This window comes from Streptomyces sp. NPDC002125 (assembly GCF_053593715.1).
In genome coordinates this window covers 39271-54952 of sequence record NZ_JBSFDD010000004.1, presented here as the reverse complement: position 1 = coordinate 54952, position 15682 = coordinate 39271, and the positions used below count along the sequence as shown (strand labels likewise).

Annotated in this window: 21 protein-coding genes; 14 read left to right on the top strand and 7 right to left on the bottom strand. The window is 72.1% G+C overall.

Annotation, left to right across the window (positions count from 1 at the left end; genetic code table 11):
* Positions 1-3: 3 nt before the first annotated feature.
* The 8 genes from ACWCQM_RS08590 to ACWCQM_RS08555 all read left to right on the top strand — a co-directional run bounded on the left by ACWCQM_RS08590 (position 4) and on the right by ACWCQM_RS08555 (position 7114).
* Positions 4-726 (top strand): PIG-L deacetylase family protein, encoded by a 723-nt coding sequence (locus tag ACWCQM_RS08590; protein WP_450914547.1) that lies wholly within the window; start codon positions 4-6, stop codon positions 724-726.
* An 85-nt stretch (positions 727-811) separates the two neighbouring features.
* The gene (locus ACWCQM_RS08585) at positions 812-1411 is read left to right on the top strand and encodes a helix-turn-helix domain-containing protein (protein ID WP_450914546.1); all 600 of its coding nucleotides are present in this window, start codon (positions 812-814) and stop codon (positions 1409-1411) included.
* Between the two features lie 102 nt (positions 1412-1513).
* Entirely contained in the window at positions 1514-2482 is a 969-nt protein-coding gene (locus ACWCQM_RS08580; protein ID WP_450914545.1) for an NADPH:quinone oxidoreductase family protein, read from the top strand.
* Complete coding sequence (locus tag ACWCQM_RS08575) at positions 2479-3669, top strand: acyl-CoA dehydrogenase family protein (RefSeq protein ID WP_450914544.1); 1191 nt, start codon at positions 2479-2481, stop codon at positions 3667-3669. The genes ACWCQM_RS08580 and ACWCQM_RS08575 overlap by 4 nt, the downstream gene beginning before the upstream one ends.
* Complete coding sequence (locus ACWCQM_RS08570) at positions 3666-4781, top strand: acyl-CoA dehydrogenase family protein (RefSeq protein ID WP_450914543.1); 1116 nt, start codon at positions 3666-3668, stop codon at positions 4779-4781. Before ACWCQM_RS08575 ends, ACWCQM_RS08570 begins: the two co-directional genes overlap by 4 nt.
* Before the next feature lie 226 nt (positions 4782-5007).
* On the top strand, positions 5008-5883 hold the full coding sequence (locus ACWCQM_RS08565; RefSeq protein ID WP_450914542.1) for a phosphatidylinositol-specific phospholipase C/glycerophosphodiester phosphodiesterase family protein: 876 nt from the start codon (positions 5008-5010) through the stop codon (positions 5881-5883).
* A 125-nt stretch (positions 5884-6008) separates the two neighbouring features.
* Positions 6009-6203: a hypothetical protein gene (locus ACWCQM_RS08560; protein ID WP_267079283.1), complete on the top strand. Its 195-nt coding sequence runs from the start codon at positions 6009-6011 to the stop codon at positions 6201-6203.
* Between the two features lie 158 nt (positions 6204-6361).
* Positions 6362-7114 carry a hypothetical protein gene (locus ACWCQM_RS08555; RefSeq protein WP_450914541.1) on the top strand — a complete coding sequence of 251 codons (753 nt, stop codon included), beginning with the start codon at positions 6362-6364 and terminating at the stop codon, positions 7112-7114.
* 9 nt (positions 7115-7123) lie between these two features.
* Here the strand turns inward: ACWCQM_RS08555 and ACWCQM_RS08550 are convergent, their stop codons facing one another.
* Positions 7124-7738: an endonuclease gene (locus ACWCQM_RS08550; RefSeq protein ID WP_450914540.1), complete on the bottom strand. Its 615-nt coding sequence runs from the start codon at positions 7736-7738 to the stop codon at positions 7124-7126.
* Positions 7735-7917 carry a DUF6480 family protein gene (locus tag ACWCQM_RS08545; RefSeq protein ID WP_450914539.1) on the bottom strand — a complete coding sequence of 61 codons (183 nt, stop codon included), beginning with the start codon at positions 7915-7917 and terminating at the stop codon, positions 7735-7737. Before ACWCQM_RS08545 ends, ACWCQM_RS08550 begins: the two co-directional genes overlap by 4 nt.
* A gap of 126 nt (positions 7918-8043) precedes the next feature.
* On the opposite strand from ACWCQM_RS08545, the gene ACWCQM_RS08540 reads away from it, so the two are divergent.
* Positions 8044-9282, top strand: coding sequence for an FUSC family protein (locus tag ACWCQM_RS08540; protein WP_450914538.1), 1239 nt, complete (start codon positions 8044-8046; stop codon positions 9280-9282).
* Between the two features lie 5 nt (positions 9283-9287).
* Here the strand turns inward: ACWCQM_RS08540 and ACWCQM_RS08535 are convergent, their stop codons facing one another.
* From ACWCQM_RS08535 to ACWCQM_RS08515, 5 genes are all read right to left on the bottom strand, one after another.
* Complete coding sequence (locus ACWCQM_RS08535; RefSeq protein WP_450914537.1) at positions 9288-9503, bottom strand: CDGSH iron-sulfur domain-containing protein; 216 nt, start codon at positions 9501-9503, stop codon at positions 9288-9290.
* Positions 9487-10170: a HemK2/MTQ2 family protein methyltransferase gene (locus ACWCQM_RS08530; protein ID WP_450914536.1), complete on the bottom strand. Its 684-nt coding sequence runs from the start codon at positions 10168-10170 to the stop codon at positions 9487-9489. The genes ACWCQM_RS08535 and ACWCQM_RS08530 overlap by 17 nt, the downstream gene beginning before the upstream one ends.
* Positions 10171-10211: 41 nt before the next feature.
* A complete protein-coding gene (locus ACWCQM_RS08525) occupies positions 10212-11174 on the bottom strand; it encodes an iron-containing redox enzyme family protein (RefSeq protein ID WP_450914535.1) in 963 nt (320 codons plus the stop codon).
* Between the two features lie 136 nt (positions 11175-11310).
* Positions 11311-12330 (bottom strand): PHP domain-containing protein, encoded by a 1020-nt coding sequence (locus ACWCQM_RS08520; RefSeq protein ID WP_450914534.1) that lies wholly within the window; start codon positions 12328-12330, stop codon positions 11311-11313.
* Positions 12331-12332: 2 nt separating this feature from the next.
* A complete protein-coding gene (locus tag ACWCQM_RS08515; protein WP_450914533.1) occupies positions 12333-12776 on the bottom strand; it encodes a hypothetical protein in 444 nt (147 codons plus the stop codon).
* Positions 12777-12902: 126 nt separating this feature from the next.
* Between ACWCQM_RS08515 and ACWCQM_RS08510 the strand changes: the two genes are divergently transcribed.
* Genes ACWCQM_RS08510 through ACWCQM_RS08490 form a run of 5 tightly spaced genes read left to right on the top strand, consistent with a single transcriptional unit; the run spans position 12903 to position 15682 of the window.
* Positions 12903-13223, top strand: a complete 321-nt coding sequence (locus ACWCQM_RS08510) for a gas vesicle protein GvpO (protein ID WP_450914532.1) — start codon at positions 12903-12905, stop codon at positions 13221-13223.
* A 36-nt stretch (positions 13224-13259) separates the two neighbouring features.
* Complete coding sequence (gvpJ, locus tag ACWCQM_RS08505; RefSeq protein ID WP_450914531.1) at positions 13260-13709, top strand: gas vesicle protein GvpJ; 450 nt, start codon at positions 13260-13262, stop codon at positions 13707-13709.
* A 3-nt stretch (positions 13710-13712) separates the two neighbouring features.
* Positions 13713-14462, top strand: coding sequence for a GvpL/GvpF family gas vesicle protein (locus ACWCQM_RS08500; RefSeq protein WP_450914530.1), 750 nt, complete (start codon positions 13713-13715; stop codon positions 14460-14462).
* Position 14463: 1 nt separating this feature from the next.
* Complete coding sequence (locus ACWCQM_RS08495; RefSeq protein WP_450914529.1) at positions 14464-14718, top strand: gas vesicle protein GvpG; 255 nt, start codon at positions 14464-14466, stop codon at positions 14716-14718.
* A gap of 7 nt (positions 14719-14725) precedes the next feature.
* The gene (locus tag ACWCQM_RS08490; RefSeq protein ID WP_450914528.1) at positions 14726-15682 is read left to right on the top strand and encodes a histone protein; all 957 of its coding nucleotides are present in this window, start codon (positions 14726-14728) and stop codon (positions 15680-15682) included.

Here is a 15682-nt window from a genome sequence, read left to right as displayed (position 1 = left end):
GGTATGACAGAGCAGCTGGAACCCATGCCCACCGACTGGCAGCGGGCGCTGGCGGTGGTCGCCCACCCCGACGACCTGGAGTACGGCTGTGCGGCGGCCGTGGCCGGATGGACCGACGCGGGACGTGAGGTCACCTACCTCCTGGCGAGCCGGGGCGAGGCGGGGATCGACACGGTCGCGCCACAGGAGTGCGCCCCGCTGCGGGAGCGGGAGCAGCGGGCGAGCGCCGCGGCCGTGGGCGTCTCGGCCGTGGAGTTCCTCGACCACCGCGACGGTGTGATCGAGTACGGCACGGCGCTGCGCCGTGACATCGCCGCCGCGATCCGCCGGCACCGTCCCGAGCTGGTCATCACCCTCAACCATCGCGACACCTGGGGCGGCGTGGCCTGGAACACCCCCGACCACCGCGCCGTCGGCCGGGCCGTCCTGGACGCGGCGGGCGACGCGGGCAACCGCTGGATCTTCCCGGAGCTCGGCCTCGAACCCTGGGACGGAGTGCGCTGGGTCGCCGTGGCGGGAACCGACCGGCCCACCCACGCGGTCGACGCGACACCGGGGTTCGAGCGCGCGGTCCGCTCGCTGCTGGCCCACCGCACCTATATCGAGGTGCTGACGGACGAGGACCCGGAGGCGTACTGCCGTACGTTCCTGACGGGGGCCACCGGGTCGGCGGCCGAACGCTTCGGAGGCCGCCCGGCCGTCGCTTTCGAGGTGTTTCCCCGCTGACGGGGGAAGGCGGCGCCGCGCCTTCCGAGGTGTCGCGACCGGGTCCGGATTGACACATCGGTTTGCTGATTCTGCAATGGGCCCCATGAAGGAACAGAAACAGGACGACCCCGAGCTCGACGCCGTACTGACCGGCGTCGGGCCCCGGCTGCGGCGGCTGCGCAAGGACCGGGGGGTGACGCTCGCCGGACTCTCCGAGGCCACCGGCATCTCCGTCTCCACGCTGTCCCGTCTGGAGTCCGGCGGCCGGCGCCCCAGCCTGGAGCTGCTGCTCCCCATCGCCCGGGCCCATGAGGTGCCGCTCGACGACCTGGTGGGCGCGCCCCCGGTGGGCGACCCGCGCGTCAGGGCGAAACCGATCGTGCACGGTACGAAGACCTCGCTGCCGCTCTCCGCCAGGCCGGGCGGCCTCCAGGCGTACAAGGTCATCCAGACCGCCCCGTGCTCCGACGAGACCGAGCAGCGCACCCATGAGGGATACGAGTGGCTGTACGTCCTCAGCGGCCGTCTGAGGCTCAGGCTCGCCGAGCACGACCTGGTGCTGGTGCCCGGTGAGGCCGCCGAATTCGACACCCGGCTGCCCCATGCGTTCGGCCCCGCCGGTGAGGAGCCGGTCGAGTTCCTGAGCCTGTTCGGGCCGCAGGGGGAGCGGATGCATGTGAGGGCCAGGCCGAAGCGTTCCTGATCGCTCCGGAGCCGACGGGCGCGAGGTGTTCCCAGACTGGCAAGCGACCGCTTAGTATGCGCCGGAGCAGTGGAAATGCCGACAGTGTTGTGGAGGCCCCTCATGCAGGCATGGCGAGTGCACCGGAACGGTGAGCCGAGCGAGGTGATGGAGCTCGAGGAGACGGACCGGCCCGTCCCCGGCGACGGGCAGGTGCTGCTCGAGGTACGCGCGGCGAACATCAACTTCCCCGACGCGCTGCTCTGCCGGGGCCAGTACCAGGTGAGGCCCCCGCTGCCGTTCACCCCCGGCGTGGAGATCTGCGGCGTGACGGAGGACGGGCGCCGGGTGCTCGCCACCCCCGCCCTCCCCGGCGGGGGCCTCGCCGAGTATGTCGTCGCGGACGAGTCGGCCCTCCTTCCGGCTCCGGACGCGCTGGACGACGCCGAGGCCGCCGCACTCCACATCGGCTACCAGACCGGCTGGTTCGGCCTGCACCGGCGCGCGCACCTCCAGGCCGGGGAGACGCTGCTGGTGCACGCGGCGGCGGGCGGCGTCGGCAGCGCGGCGGTCCAGCTCGGCAAGGCCGCGGGCGCCACCGTCATCGGAGTCGCCGGAGGCCCCGAGAAGGCCGCGATCGCCCGCGAGCTGGGATGCGACCTGGTGATCGACCGCCGGAGCGAGGACATCGTCGCGGCGGTCAAGGAGGCCACGGGCGGACGGGGCGCGGACGTCGTCTACGACCCGGTCGGCGGGGACGCCTACGCCAAGTCCGTCAAGTGCATCGCCTTCGAGGGCCGCGTCGTCGTCGTCGGCTTCGCGAGCGGCACGATCCCCACGCCCGGTCTCAACCACGCCCTGGTGAAGAACTACTCGATCGCCGGGCTCCACTGGGGCCTCTACAACACCAAGGACCCGGCCGCCGTGCGCGCCTGCCACGACGAGCTCACCAAGCTCGCCGCGCAGGGTGTCATCAAGCCGCTGATCAGCGAACGCGTGCCCATGGCCGATGCCGCGCGCGCCGTCCAGAAGGTCGCCGACGGCACCAGCACGGGCCGGATCGTCGTCCTGCCGTCAGGAGGAACCCGATGAGCACCGCCCTCGACGCGGCGAAGATCCGCGAGCTCACCCAGGAACTGCTGGCCGCCCACCCGCCGGCCACGACCGGCCGGAGCGACTTCCTCAAGGCGCGCTTCGACGCCGGGCTCGCCTGGGTGCACTACCCGGCGGGGCTCGGCGGCCTGGACGCCCCGCGCTCCCTCCAGCCCGTCGTCGACGCCGAACTCGCCGCCGCCGGAGCCCCCGACAACGACCCGCGCCGCATCGGCATCGGCCTCGGCATGGCGGCCCCGACCATCCTGGGATACGGCACCGACGAGCAGAAGCAGCGCTTCCTGCGCCCGCTCTGGGTGGGTGACGAGGTGTGGTGCCAGCTCTTCAGCGAGCCCGGCGCGGGCTCCGACCTCGCCGCACTGGGCACGCGCGCCGTGAAGGACGGCGACGACTGGGTGGTCGACGGGCAGAAGGTCTGGACGTCCAGCGCCCATGTGGCCCGCTGGGCGATCCTGATCGCCCGCACCGACCCCGACGTCCCCAAGCACCGCGGCATCAGCTACTTCATCTGTGACATGACGGACCCGGGCGTGGAGGTCCGGCCGCTGCGCCAGATCACCGGCGAGGCCGAGTTCAACGAGGTCTTCCTCACGGGCGTACGCATCCCGGACAGCAGGCGGCTCGGCCCGGTCGGCGACGGCTGGAAGGTCGCCCAGACCACCCTGATGAACGAGCGCGTCTCGATCGGCGGAGCCCGCATCCCCCGCGAGGGCGGCATGATCGGCACCGTCGCGAAGACCTGGCGCGACCAGCCCGCGCTGCGCACCCACGACCTCCACCAGCGGCTGCTCACGCTCTGGGTCGAGGCCGAGGTCGCCCGGCTCACCGGCGAGCGGCTGCGGCAGCAGCTCGTCGCGGGGCAACCCGGCCCCGAAGGCTCGGGCATGAAGCTCGCGTTCGCCCGCCTCAACCAGGAGATCAGCGGCCTCGAAGTCGAACTCCTCGGCGACGACGGCCTGTTGTACAGCGACTGGACGATGCGCCGCCCCGAGCTCGTCGATTTCACCGGACGCGACGCCGGCTACCGCTATCTGCGGTCCAAGGGCAACTCCATCGAGGGCGGTACGAGCGAGGTGCTGCTCAACATCGTCGCCGAGCGCGTCCTCGGTCTGCCCGTCGAGCCCCGTAACGACAAGGACGTCGCCTGGAAGGATCTTGCCCGATGACCGCACGGACCGAAGCCGCACCCGACCTGCTCTACTCGGAGACCGAGGAGGACCTCAGGTCCGCCGTGCGCTCGCTGCTCGCCGACCGGGCCGACGCGCCGACGGTCATCGCGGGGATCGAGTCCGACACGCCGTACGACCTGCGCCTGTGGGAGTCGCTCGCCACCGGGATCGGCGCGGCGGGACTGCTGGTGCCGGAGAAGCTCGGTGGCCAGGGTGCCACCCACCGCGAGGCCGCGGTCGTCCTGGAGGAGCTGGGCCGCAGTGTCGCCCCCGCGCCCTACCTGACGAGTTCCGTCGTCGCCACCGAGATCCTCCTCGCGCTCGGCGCGGGGGACGGCCCGGTCGCGGATCTCCTTGCCGAGCTGGCGGCAGGCCGAAAGGTCGCCGTCCTCGCTCTGCCCTTCGCCGCACCGGCGGCCGACGCGGCAGCGGCGTTCACCGGGACCCTCGACAGGACCGTGACCGGGGTCGCCGAGGCTGCCGTGGCCGACGTACTGCTCGTGCCCGCGTCGGACGGCCTGTACGCGGTGGAGACCGGAGCCGAGGGGGTCACCGTCCAGCCCCTGGTCCCGCTGGACCTCACCCGTCCGCTCGCGAAGGTCACCCTCGACGGCGCGGCCGGAACCCTGCTCGCCGGGGCCGGGCCCGCGGCCGAGGCCGTCGCGCGGGGCCTGCTCGCCGGCGCGGGACTGCTCGCGTCCGAGCAGCTCGGGCTCGCCGAGTGGTGCCTGACCGAGACGGTCAGGCACACCCGCGAACGCCACCAGTTCAACAGGCCGGTGGGCTCGTTCCAGTCGCTCAAGCACCGGATGGCCCAGCTCTGGCTGGAGGTCGTCTCCGCGCGGGCCGCCGCCCGCAACGCGGCGGACGCCCTGGCGACCGGCAGCCCGGACGCGCCGCTCGCGGTGGCCGTGGCCCAGGCGTACTGCGCCAGGGTCGCGGTGCACGCGGCCGAGGAGTGCGTCCAGCTGCACGGCGGGATCGGCATGACCTGGGAGCACCCCGCCCACCTCTATCTGAAGCGGGCCAAGGCCGACTCGATCGCGTACGGCACAGCGGGGCGCCACCGCGAGACGGTCGCCGAGCTCGTGGAGCTTCCCGCTCCGTAGCCGGCCGACGGCGCGCACATCGGGGCGGGGCACGAGCCCCCGCCCCGATGTGTGTCCGCCCTGTGCCGGGGCGGTGTGCACGGGGAACTCCAGGCGCAGCGCAGCCGACGGACGGACGACGGCGACCCCAACTCTTGGCAGGTACCTGCCTTTCGGCTCGTCCGCGCCCCCATACTCGTCGCGTCCGTCCACCCGCTCTGCCCGCCCCACCGCTTCAGGAGACCCCATGGCACACCTGACCCGCCGCAGAGTCGTCACCACCGCCCTCGCCACCGCCGCCGCAGGCGCGTTCATCCCCGCCCAGACGGCCGCCGCCGCACCTGCCACCGTGAAGCCCGCCCGTCCCCGCCCCCTGGCCCGGGCCCACGCGCACAACGACTATCTGCACGCGCGTCCCCTCCACGACGCACTCGCGCACGGATTCACCAGCGTCGAGGCGGACATCTTCCTCGTGGACGGCGAATTGCTCGTCGCCCACGAGCCCGAGACCCTCGACCCCGCACGCACCCTGGTCTCGCTCTACCTCGACCCCCTGCTGGCCCGGGTACGCGCCAACCACGGATCGGTCCACGCCGGACACCGCGCCCCGCTGCAACTGCTGATCGACATCAAGACCGACGGCGCGGCCGCGTACCTCGCGCTCGACGAGCTGCTCCGGCGCTACCGGCAGATCCTCACCCGCTACGACCGCGGCCGGGTCCGCTCCGGCGCGGTCACCCCCGTCATCTCGGGCGACCGTGCCGCCCGCGTCCCCATGGAGGCCCAGACCACTCGGTACGCCTTCTACGACGGCCGCCCCGACGACCTCGGCAGCGCGGCCCCCGCCTCCTTCATCCCGCTCATCAGCGGCAACTGGACCCAGGCCTTCGGCTGGCTGGGCACCGGCCCCTTCCCCACGGCCGAACGCGACAGGCTGCACACCTTCGTCTCGGCCGCCCATGCCGCGGGACAGCGGGTCCGCTTCTGGGGCACCCCCGACGCCCCCGGCCCGCAGCGCGAAGCCGTGTGGGCCGAGCTGCTCGCCGCGGGCGTCGACCACCTCAACACGGACGACCTCGCGGGACTCGAAGCCTTCCTGCGCCGTCGCAAGGACGGTCGCTGACCACAAGCACGGTCACCGTGCGTCAACACCCGTTCGGCCGACACGCCAGTGCGCCGAACGGCCCCTCCGCTGCGCCACACTGGCGGCCGAAAGCCGCAATTCCGGCGCGGCGGAGGAGGTTGGCCATGGCCATTTCGATCTCAGTGGTGCTGCTCCTGGTGATCCTCGCAGCGATCTTCCTGCGCAACGGCGGACTCAAGATCTCGCACGCGATCGTCTGTGCCCTGCTGGGTTTCCTCCTCGCGGGTACGAGCATGGCTCCCACCATCCACGAGGGGATCACCGCCACCGCGAACGTCGTGAGTGACCTGCGGCCCTGACCGCGGCACCTCTCCAGGTGGGACAATGTCCTCCCGATCGTGGCGGAGCGCCGCACGGGGCCCGTACGAGGCGATACCGTCGTACGCGGGCCCCTGCGCGCGCTTCGCCGACATGGCTCGGACCCGACCGCCCGGCCACGTACCTGGAGAACGCAGCAATGTCATTTCCGCCCCCCGGACGGCAGTCGGGCGCCGCGCACCACGAGTACTGCAACAACGCCCTGTGCTGCCGGTGCCAGCAGCGGCAGTGGACGACGAAACTCGGCGACGAACGGCTCTGCGGCCCCTGCGCCGCCTGCTGCCGTGACTGCGGGAGAGCGCCCGCCCCGCACCTGGACGGGCTCGACGACGGTCTTTGCGCGGACTGCCGGGGCCTGTGCGGGCGGTGCCAGCGGCCGCTGCCTCCCGACGGCGGCCCCTGCGCCTGCCGCGCATGGATCGTGCGCGCCGGCGGCGACCCGGTCCGCTACATCCTCCAGGCGCTCCCGCAACCGCTGGTCCAGGCGCTCGGCCACCGCCATCCCCGTACGGTCCACGATCTGATCCACCAGGAACTCTCCCGGCGCACGCCCAACCAGCTCCTGGAACGGGTCGAGCGCCGGTGGAACGTCCGCTGGTCCCACGCCCTGCACGAGAAGGACGAGGACGGCCGGCGCCGCTGGGCACCGCAGGAGATCGCCGAGGCGCTCGTGAGCCCCGGCCGCTGTGCGAACCCGCAGTGCGAGGACGGCTATCTGCTCACCACCGACACCCCGTGCGGCCAGTGCCTGCGGCCCACCCACCGCTTCGTCACATCCGTCGCCGACCGCACGGCCACCACGGACCACGCCCGGGAGACCGCCGCGCAGATCAGGCGGGCACTCGTCGAAGGCCGCTCCGTCAAGCCGGGCAAGCGGCGGCCGACGTACTGAGCCCTCCGCTCAGCCCTTGTCCAGCGACGCCCGGACGAGAGCGGCGGCGAGCACCGCGGGATCCCGGCCGGCCGCGAGCCGTGCCAGCTTCCCGGCGTCGCCCGGCAGGCCCAGCCGCCGCGCGCCCTGGAGTGCCTTGGCGTCGAGGTAGGGAGCCGTCTCCGGCCATACCGTCTGGACCTCGCGCAGGAAGATGTCGGAGCCCGCCGGTCCTATCCCGGGAAAGCGCCGAAGACCCGCGCGCAACACGTCCAGATCGCCGTCCGCCTCCCCGCGCAGGCGCCGCAGATCCCCGCCGTACGTGTCGAGCAGCAGCCGGGCCCCGTCCCCCAGTTGCGTCGCGGTCCGTTCGTCGTACCGCCGATAGCCGCCCTCGCCCAGCGCGTCGACTCGCTCCTGCCAGGTCGCGTCGGCCATCCGGCGCGGGGTGCGCAGCCGGTGGGAGAAGAGCGCACGGGCCGAGGCCACCGCCACGTCCGCCCGGATGCGGGCGCTCAGCAGGTCACTCAGGACGAGCAGCTGGTACAGCGGCTGGGGGGTGTCCCGCAGCCGGATGCCGGCCTCGGCCGCGTACGTCGTCCCGTGCTTCTCCAGCAACGCGTCCATCGTCCGGCGCGCACTCATGTGAAACCGAAGATGCGCGCGATGAAGTAGCCCGCGAAGACGACTGAGCCCAGCAGCACCACGGTCGCCCACAGGGCGGGGTGCTCCCAGATGCCGCCGTCGGCGCGTTCGACGTGTGCCTCGCTTATGCAGCCCTCGGCGGGAGGTGTCTCTCCCGGGGGCGTCAGTGAGATAGCCATACCTCCACCATCCCCCCGTACCGCCGGTGCCGCGCGGCCTGGCCGATGGGCGCACGCGTACGTCCGTACGGAGTTCGCTGGGCCTCCGAAGCACTGCACGGCGCGGGTTCCGGGCACCGTGAAGGAATGCCTGCAGTTTCCACGCCCGCGCCCGTCGTCAAACTCGTCCAGCGCACCACCGAGCCGGCCGCGACCCAGACGCTGCGTTCGACCGCAGCAGCCGTCATCGCCTTCGCGGTGGCCCAGCTGGTCCTGCCCGCCCCGCACCCCGCGCCCCTCACCGCGCCCCTGACCGCGCTGCTCGTGGTGCAGGTGACGCTCTACGCCACGCTCACCACCGGCATCCGTCGTGTCAACGCCGTCGTGGTCGGGGTCCTGATCGCCGGCGGATTCAGCGCCCTGGTCGGCCTGAGCTGGTGGAGCCTCGGCCTGACCATCTTCACCTCCCTGCTGATCGGGCGGGTGGTCCGGGTCAACGAGTTCGTGCCGGAGGTGGCCATCAGCGCGATGCTGGTCCTCGGTGTCTCGCAGGTCGCCGACTACGCCTGGGAACGCGTGCTGGAGACCCTCATCGGCGCGGGGGTCGGCCTGCTCTTCAACCTCCTGTTCGCACCGCCCGTCTGGGTCGAGTCCGGCAGCGCGTCCATCGGCGGCCTGGGGGAGCGGATGGGCGCGATGTTCCGCGACCTCGGCGACGAGATCGGCGGCACCCACCCCGTACGGGAGGCCGCCGCCCGGCTGCACGAGGCCCGGAGGCTCGACCACGACATCGTGGAGGTCGACGCCTCCCTGCGGCAGGCGGAGGAGAGCACGATGCTCAACCCCCGGGTGCGTCAGGGGATGCTGCACCGCGTCGTGCTGCGGACCGGGCTCGACACGCTGGAGATCTGCGCCGTGGTGCTGCGCGTCCTGACCCGCTCGCTGACCGACCTGGCCAAGGCGCGCACCGGAGAGGCACTCTTCCCGGACGACGTGGCCAGAGGACTCAGGGAACTGTTCCGGAACATGTCCGAGGCCATCGAGGGCTTCGCGGTGATGATCACCACACCGATGGCCGAAAGCGGCGAGGAGGCCGAGGACCGCCTCGCCGACGCGCTGGCCCGCAGTCGCGCCACGCGTGACCACGTGGCCGACCTGCTGCTCGCGGGGGTGCAGGAACACCCCCGGCAGTGGCAGCTGCACGGCGCCCTGCTCGCCGAGATCGACCGCATCCTCGACGAGCTCGACATCGACAAGCGCACGGAGCGCCTCGCCGAGGAGCTGGACCGCCGCTCGGCCGAGGTGCACGAGCGCCACCCACGGCTGCGGGCGATGTCCCGCCGGCTGCGGGGGGCGACGCCCACGCGTTTCCGGCCCGACGAGTGAACCGGTCAGTCCGTACCGCGGCCCGGCCGCTCACGGCGCCGGTGGCTGGTGTCGCACCACGGGTAGGTCCTGCTGCGCCTGCACATGCAGACGGCCACCGCGAACCGGTCGGAGACGGCCACACGGCCGTCCGCGCAGACGACTTCCACCGGTCCCTCGACGAGCAGAGGACCCTCGTCGCCGAGAGTGATCCTGCACGGGCGCTCAGGGGTGTTCGGCACGGATGACCACCAGCTCCTCCATCGTCTCGCCGTGGCCCACCAGCCCGGTGTCCCGCAGCCACCGCAGCCTCGACCGCAGCACCGGCCCCATGGGCACCAGGGCACGGTCACTGACCCGGGCCCGCAGGCCCGCGTCCGCCAGGCGCCGCAGAGTCACCTCGCTGTCGCAGAGGCCGGAGTGCACCAGGAGGAGACGGCCTCCGGGACGCAGAGCAGCAGGCGCGGCCCGGCAGACCCGGTCGAGGACTGCCCGCCCGTCGGGCCCCGCCTCCCAGGCACGCGACGCGCCGCGCTCGGGCAGCCGGCCCACGGGCGACGGCACATAGGGCGGGTTGCAGATCACCAGGTCGTACGACCGGCCGGGCAGCGCGGAGAGGAGATCGCTGCGCTGCACCGTGATGCGCCGACGGGAGAGCAGCGCGTTCAGCCGGGCCGTCATCACGGCCCGCCACGCGATGTCGACCGCCGTCACCCGCGCGCCCAGCCGGGCGGCGTGCAGTGCCAGAGTGCCGCTGCCCGTGCCGAGATCCAGGACCTCGGCGCCCGGGCCGACGGCCTCCCGGTCCAGCGCCGCCATGAGCAGGCGTGTGTCGTGCTGGGGTGCGTACACCCCCGGTAGCGTCATCAAACGGGCGGTGGGGGTGTCTTCGGCCATGTCTGCGGACATCTGCGGCTCCCTCCGGGGATCGCGACCAGGGTGGGTGTGGGTCAGACCTGCCAGTGAGCGAGCAGGTGGTCCCCGAGACGGTCCTCCAGATGCGAGGTGGCGGTGACACCGAAGGCGATGTCGGCCGCCAGATCCGGTTCGTCGTCGAGCAGGCCGCCGATCACGTCACGGCGTACCACCTGCTCGTGCACCGCGTCGGCCACGACGTGCTCGGTGTAGAAGAACTCGGCGGCGGGCCCGGCGCCGGTGCGCTTCATGGCGTTGGCGAGACGCCGTGAAGCGGGCGAGGACGTGATCTCGACCGCCGCGAAATGACCCACCAGCGCCCCGCGCAGCCCCCGGTGCAGGCCGAACAGGGACATCAGATTGACCAGGGCCAGCATCGGCGCGCGGCCCTCGTCCAGATAGCGCCCGTACGTCGCGTCCAGCCCCAGATCGCCCATCAGGTCCGCGAACAGCCGGGCGTGGACACGGTCCGGGCGCCCCGCGCCGAACTCGTCGTACTCGATCGCCGCCATGCCCGCCTTCGCCCGCCCCTGGAGGCGGGGCAGCACCCAGGCGTGCGGGTCGGCCTCCTTGAGGTGGTAGAGGGAGCGCTGCACCGCGTAGTCACGCAGATGGCGGAGCTCGCCCTCGTCCTGGAGGAACCAGGAGAGCCCGGTCCCGCGGACCGGTTCCACCAGGAGGCCGTCCAGGATGGCGTCCAGGCCCTCCGCGGGTGCGGCGTCGCGCCGCAGAGCCGTCAGGAAGCGGTCCTCCAGGGCGGCGCGCACCGCGAGCAGGGGCGGATCCCACTCCAGCTCGGGGCGCACGCCGGCGAAGCCGCGGTAGTGCAGCTCGTAGCAGACGTACAGGGCGAGTTGAAGATCATCGCCGTACGGTTCGGCGGTCCCCACGTCGCCGGTACCGGGCAGCGGACCGGTGCCCCTCAGGTGGGCGATCACACCCTCGGAGAGCGCGCCGCGTGCCTGCGGCAGCAGAGGGCCTGTGCGTTGACTGGACATGAGCTTCCTCCTGCCCCGACCTGGGCCGGATGCACCTGGACAACCCTGATCGACTGTACGCCGGACACCCCGGACCGGCCCGTGCGCACCCGTCCGCCCCGGGCCACCGGCCCATGGCTGCCCGTCCGCCCGGCGGCTACCCGCGCTCCTTGTCACCCGTCCAGCCCGGCAGCCGTTCCACCGGCCAGGTCGTGACGACACGCTCGGCGGGCACACCGCACTCCTCGGCCCGCGCGCATCCGTAGGCCTGCCAGTCCAGCTGGCCGGGCGCATGCGCGTCGGTGTCGATGGAGAGCAGCGCTCCCGACGCGACCGCCTGCCGGAGCAGGCCGCGCGGCGGGTCGAGCCGCTCGGGGCGGCAGTTGATCTCGACGGCGGTGCCCGACTCGGCGCAGGCGGCGAAGACCTTCTCGGCGTCGAACACGGACTCGGGCCGCTTCTTCGCACCGAGGAGCCGCCCGGTGCAGTGCCCGAGGATGTCCGCGTGCGGATCGCGTACGGCCGCGAGCATCCGCCGGGTCATCGCCGCGGCGTCCATGCGCAGCTTCGAGTGCACGGAGACGACCACCACGTCGAGGCGCTCCAGCACCTCGGGATCCTGGTCGAGCGAGCCGTCGTCGAGGATGTCGCACTCGATGCCCGTGAGCAGACGGAAGGGCGCCCACCGCTCGTTGAGCTCCGCCACGACGGACAGTTGCCGCAGCAGGCGCTCGGTCGACAGCCCGTTCGCGACCGTCAGCCTGGGGGAGTGGTCGGTGAGCACCGCCCACTCGTGACCCAGCTCGGCCGCCGTACGGCCCATCTCCTCGATGGGGCTGCCACCGTCGGACCAGTCTGAGTGGAGATGGCAGTCGCCGCGCAGTGCCGCGAGGAGCTTCTCTCCGCCGGTCGCCAGTGGGCCCGAGGACTCCGCCTCCAGGCGTGCGAGATACGCGGGCGTCGCGCCCTCCACCGCCTCGCGGATCACCGCGGCCGTCTTCGGCCCGATCCCGCGCACAGCCTCCAGCGAACCGTGCTCCACCCGCTCGGCGAGCTCTTCACCGTCCATCGCACCGATCGCGCCGGCCGCCGTGCGGAAGGCCTTCACGCGGTACGTGGCCGCCTGGGACCGCTCCAGCAGGAACGCGATCCTGCGCAGCGCGTCGACCGGATCCATGGTCAGGGCCGGGCCGTGTGCTGGGGGTGCCCGTGCGTGCGGCGGGCCTCTTTCATCTCCGCCTCGTACAGGTGCCTGCGCCCGCCGGCGAGCTCCTGGCGCACTCGCTCCTCGACCGCGACGAACGGCCGGTAGTAGGTGTCGTCGTACGCCTCGACGAGCTGGAAGGTCCAGCAGCCGGGAACGACGTTGCGGCCCAGGATCTCCCGCTCCACGAGGTCTGCCTGCTCCGCGTGGCCCCCCATCCGGAGCAGTTCCACCGCCCGGTCGAGCGTCAGGTCCGCGCCGCCCGTGAGCTGATGGAACGCGTAGAGCTGGCCCCGGGCCCGCTCCACCCTCTCCAGCGCCTCCGTCAGCACCCCGAGGGCCTCGACGGTCGTGTCGTCGACCCCGGACGGCCGTACGTGTTCCTCGTCGGGCCCACTCGGTTCACGGGTCTCAGTCATGCCTACGACTGTGCACGTCTCCCGTGCGATGCGTCCCGCCGGAAAGGCGAAAGGGTGAGTGGCCTCGGAAGGACCTCGCCCGGCTTTCGAGATGCGCCCGACCGGTTCCTGACCAGACTGGGTTCCATGGCAGAGAATCGTCGCGCCCCCTCCGGGCGGACAGCGAAGAAGACGGCATCCCGCACCGCGTCCCGACGCGGTCCCGAGCACGCCGCCCGCGCCGCCTGCGAGAGCCTGGAACGTCTGATCTGTCACCCCGCGGAAGGGGTGTCGGCCGTGCGGCGCAAGGACGACGGCTGGTGCGTCGTCGTCGACGTACTCGAAGTGCCCCGCATCCCCGACACCACGAGTCTGCTGGCCTCCTACGAGGTCCAGATCGACGAGCGGGGCGAACTCATGGAGTACAGCAGGGTCCGCCGCTACCGGCGGGGCTCCGCCGACGAGTGAGTGACCCGATCAGCCCCCCACCCGGAAGGACGCTCCATGACCACGACCATGTACGCCGACGAAGTCGCCCCCTGCCCGCCCCGGGCAGGAACGCTCTACGACGTCCTGGAACTTATTCTCGACCGGGGCATGGTCATCGACGTGTTCGTCAGGGTGTCCCTGGTCGGCATCGAGATCCTCAAGATAGACGCGCGCATCGTCGTGGCGAGTGTGGACACCTACCTCCGCTTCGCCGAGGCGTGCAACAGGCTCGACCTGGAACGTGACTCCGGAAGCACCACCATTCCCGAGCTGCTCGGCGGACGCGCCGCCAAGTCCATCGGCAAGCGCAAGGTGCACAAGGCCGCCGAGTCGGTCGGCGACACCGTGCGCAAGGCGGTGGGCGCCGATGACGACGAGGACGACGAGGAGCGGGAGGAGCGGCCCAAGAAGCGGAGGGCCCCCGCACGCGAGGGATCCCAGCGGCGCCGACGCGCGGAGGCATGAGCCGTGACACAGAACGGCGTGTACGTCTACGCGATCGTCCCGGCAGCGGCCGTGCTCCCGGCGGGCGCGGTCGGCGTGGGCAGCCCCCCGGCCGGGCTGAGGCTGGTGAGGGACGGCAAGCTCACCGCGGTCGTGAGCGACGCCCCACCGCAACTACGGGCCAGACGACGTGACCTGATGGCCCATCAGGACGTACTGCTGCGCCTCTCGGACGCTGGCCCCGTGCTGCCCATGCGGTTCGGGGCGGTCGCACCGGACGAGGACTCGGTGCGCGCCCAGCTGGCCGGATCGCGGGCGGAGCATCTCGCCACGCTGAGGCACCTGGACGGGGGCGTCGAGATCAACCTCAAGGCGCTCCCTGCCCAGGACGCGCTCGCGGCCGTGGTCGAGCAGGAGAAGGACGTCCGCCGGCTGCGTGAGGCGGTCCGCAGGCGCCCCGGCTACGAGGAGAACGTCCGGCTGGGGGAGGCCGTCGCCACCGCGCTGTCGCGCCGGGCGGCCGACGCCGGGAGGAAGATCCTCCACAGGCTCACTCCGATGGCCCGCGCGGTGGCCGCCGGGCCCGAGGTCCACGGATGTGCGCTCAACGTGTCGTTCCTCGTCGACCGGCGCGAGAGCGACACCTTCAGGACGGCGGCGCAGCGGTTCGCCGACGCCCATCGCGACCACGTCGAGCTCCGGGTCGCGGGACCGCTGCCCTGCTACAGCTTCGTCTCCTCGCGCCCGCTCCGGACCCCGGTCGCAGGGGCCTGAGATGGGACTGCTCACCGGCCTGCTCCTGCTGCCGCTCGCACCGGTGCGCGGCGTGGCCTGGGTCGCGGAGAAGGTGAACGACGCGGCCGAACGGGAACTCAACGACCCGCAGGTGATCAGGGCCCGGCTTGCCGCGCTGAACCTGGAACTCGAGGACGGCCACATCAGCCTGGAGGAGTTCGAACGGGAAGAGGAGGAGCTGCTCGACCGGCTTCATGCCGCCCGGGTCCGCCCCGCGCCGAACCATCGAAGGTGACTCACTCATGGAAGAACAGACAAAGGTCACGCTCGCAGCCGCCTTGGTGGGCGGATACGTGCTCGGCCGCACGAAGAAGGGCCGTCTCGCACTCTCCGTCGCCACTTATCTGGCGGGCAGGCGCTTCGGCCTCGAACCTCGCCAGCTCGCCGCCGAAGGGATGCGCCGGCTGGGCGAGATGCCGCAGTTCGCCGAACTTCAGGACCAGTTGAAGGGCGAAGTACTCGACTCCGGCAGGAAGGCCCTGACGGCTGCGGCTGACCGGGGCATGAACTCCCTGGCCGACGCCCTCAGCGAGCGGACGGCGCGGCTCGGGGAACCGGACGAGGCCGACGAGGAGGAGTACGAGGGGTACGACGAGGAGGAGCCGGAGGAGGAAGAGGAAGAGGAGGAGTACGAGGACGGAGAGCCTGAGTACGAGGACGAGGAGCCGGAGGAGGAGGAAGAGGAGCCAGAGGACGAGGAGTACGAGGACGAGGACGAGGACGAGGCCGACGAGGAGCCGGAGGAGCCCCGGCGCAGGACCGGAAAGAAGGCAGCGCCTTCGAAGAAGCCCCCCGCCGCCGAGAAGGCTCCCGCAAAGAAGGCTTCCGCAAAGAAGGCGCCTGAGAAGAAGGCAGCGGCGAAGAAGGCAGCATCCGAGAAGCCGGCTCCGGCGAAGAAGTCCGCGGCCAAGAAGAGCGCGGCCAAGAAGTCGTCGGCCGAGAAGAAGGAAGCGCCCGCGAAGAAGGCGGCAGCCAAGAAGTCTGCGCCCGCGAAGAAGGCGGCGGCGAAGAAGTCGGCCCCGGCGAAGAAGTCGGCCCGCAAGGCTCCCGCCAAGAAGTCGGCGCCCTCCAAGAAGTCGGCTCCGGCGAAGAAGTCGGCGTCTCCCGCCAAGAAGTCGTCGGCCAGGAAGAGCGCTTCAGCCAAGAAGACGACGTCATCGAAGCGAGCCGCGTCCCGACGCGGCGGACGGCAGAGGTAG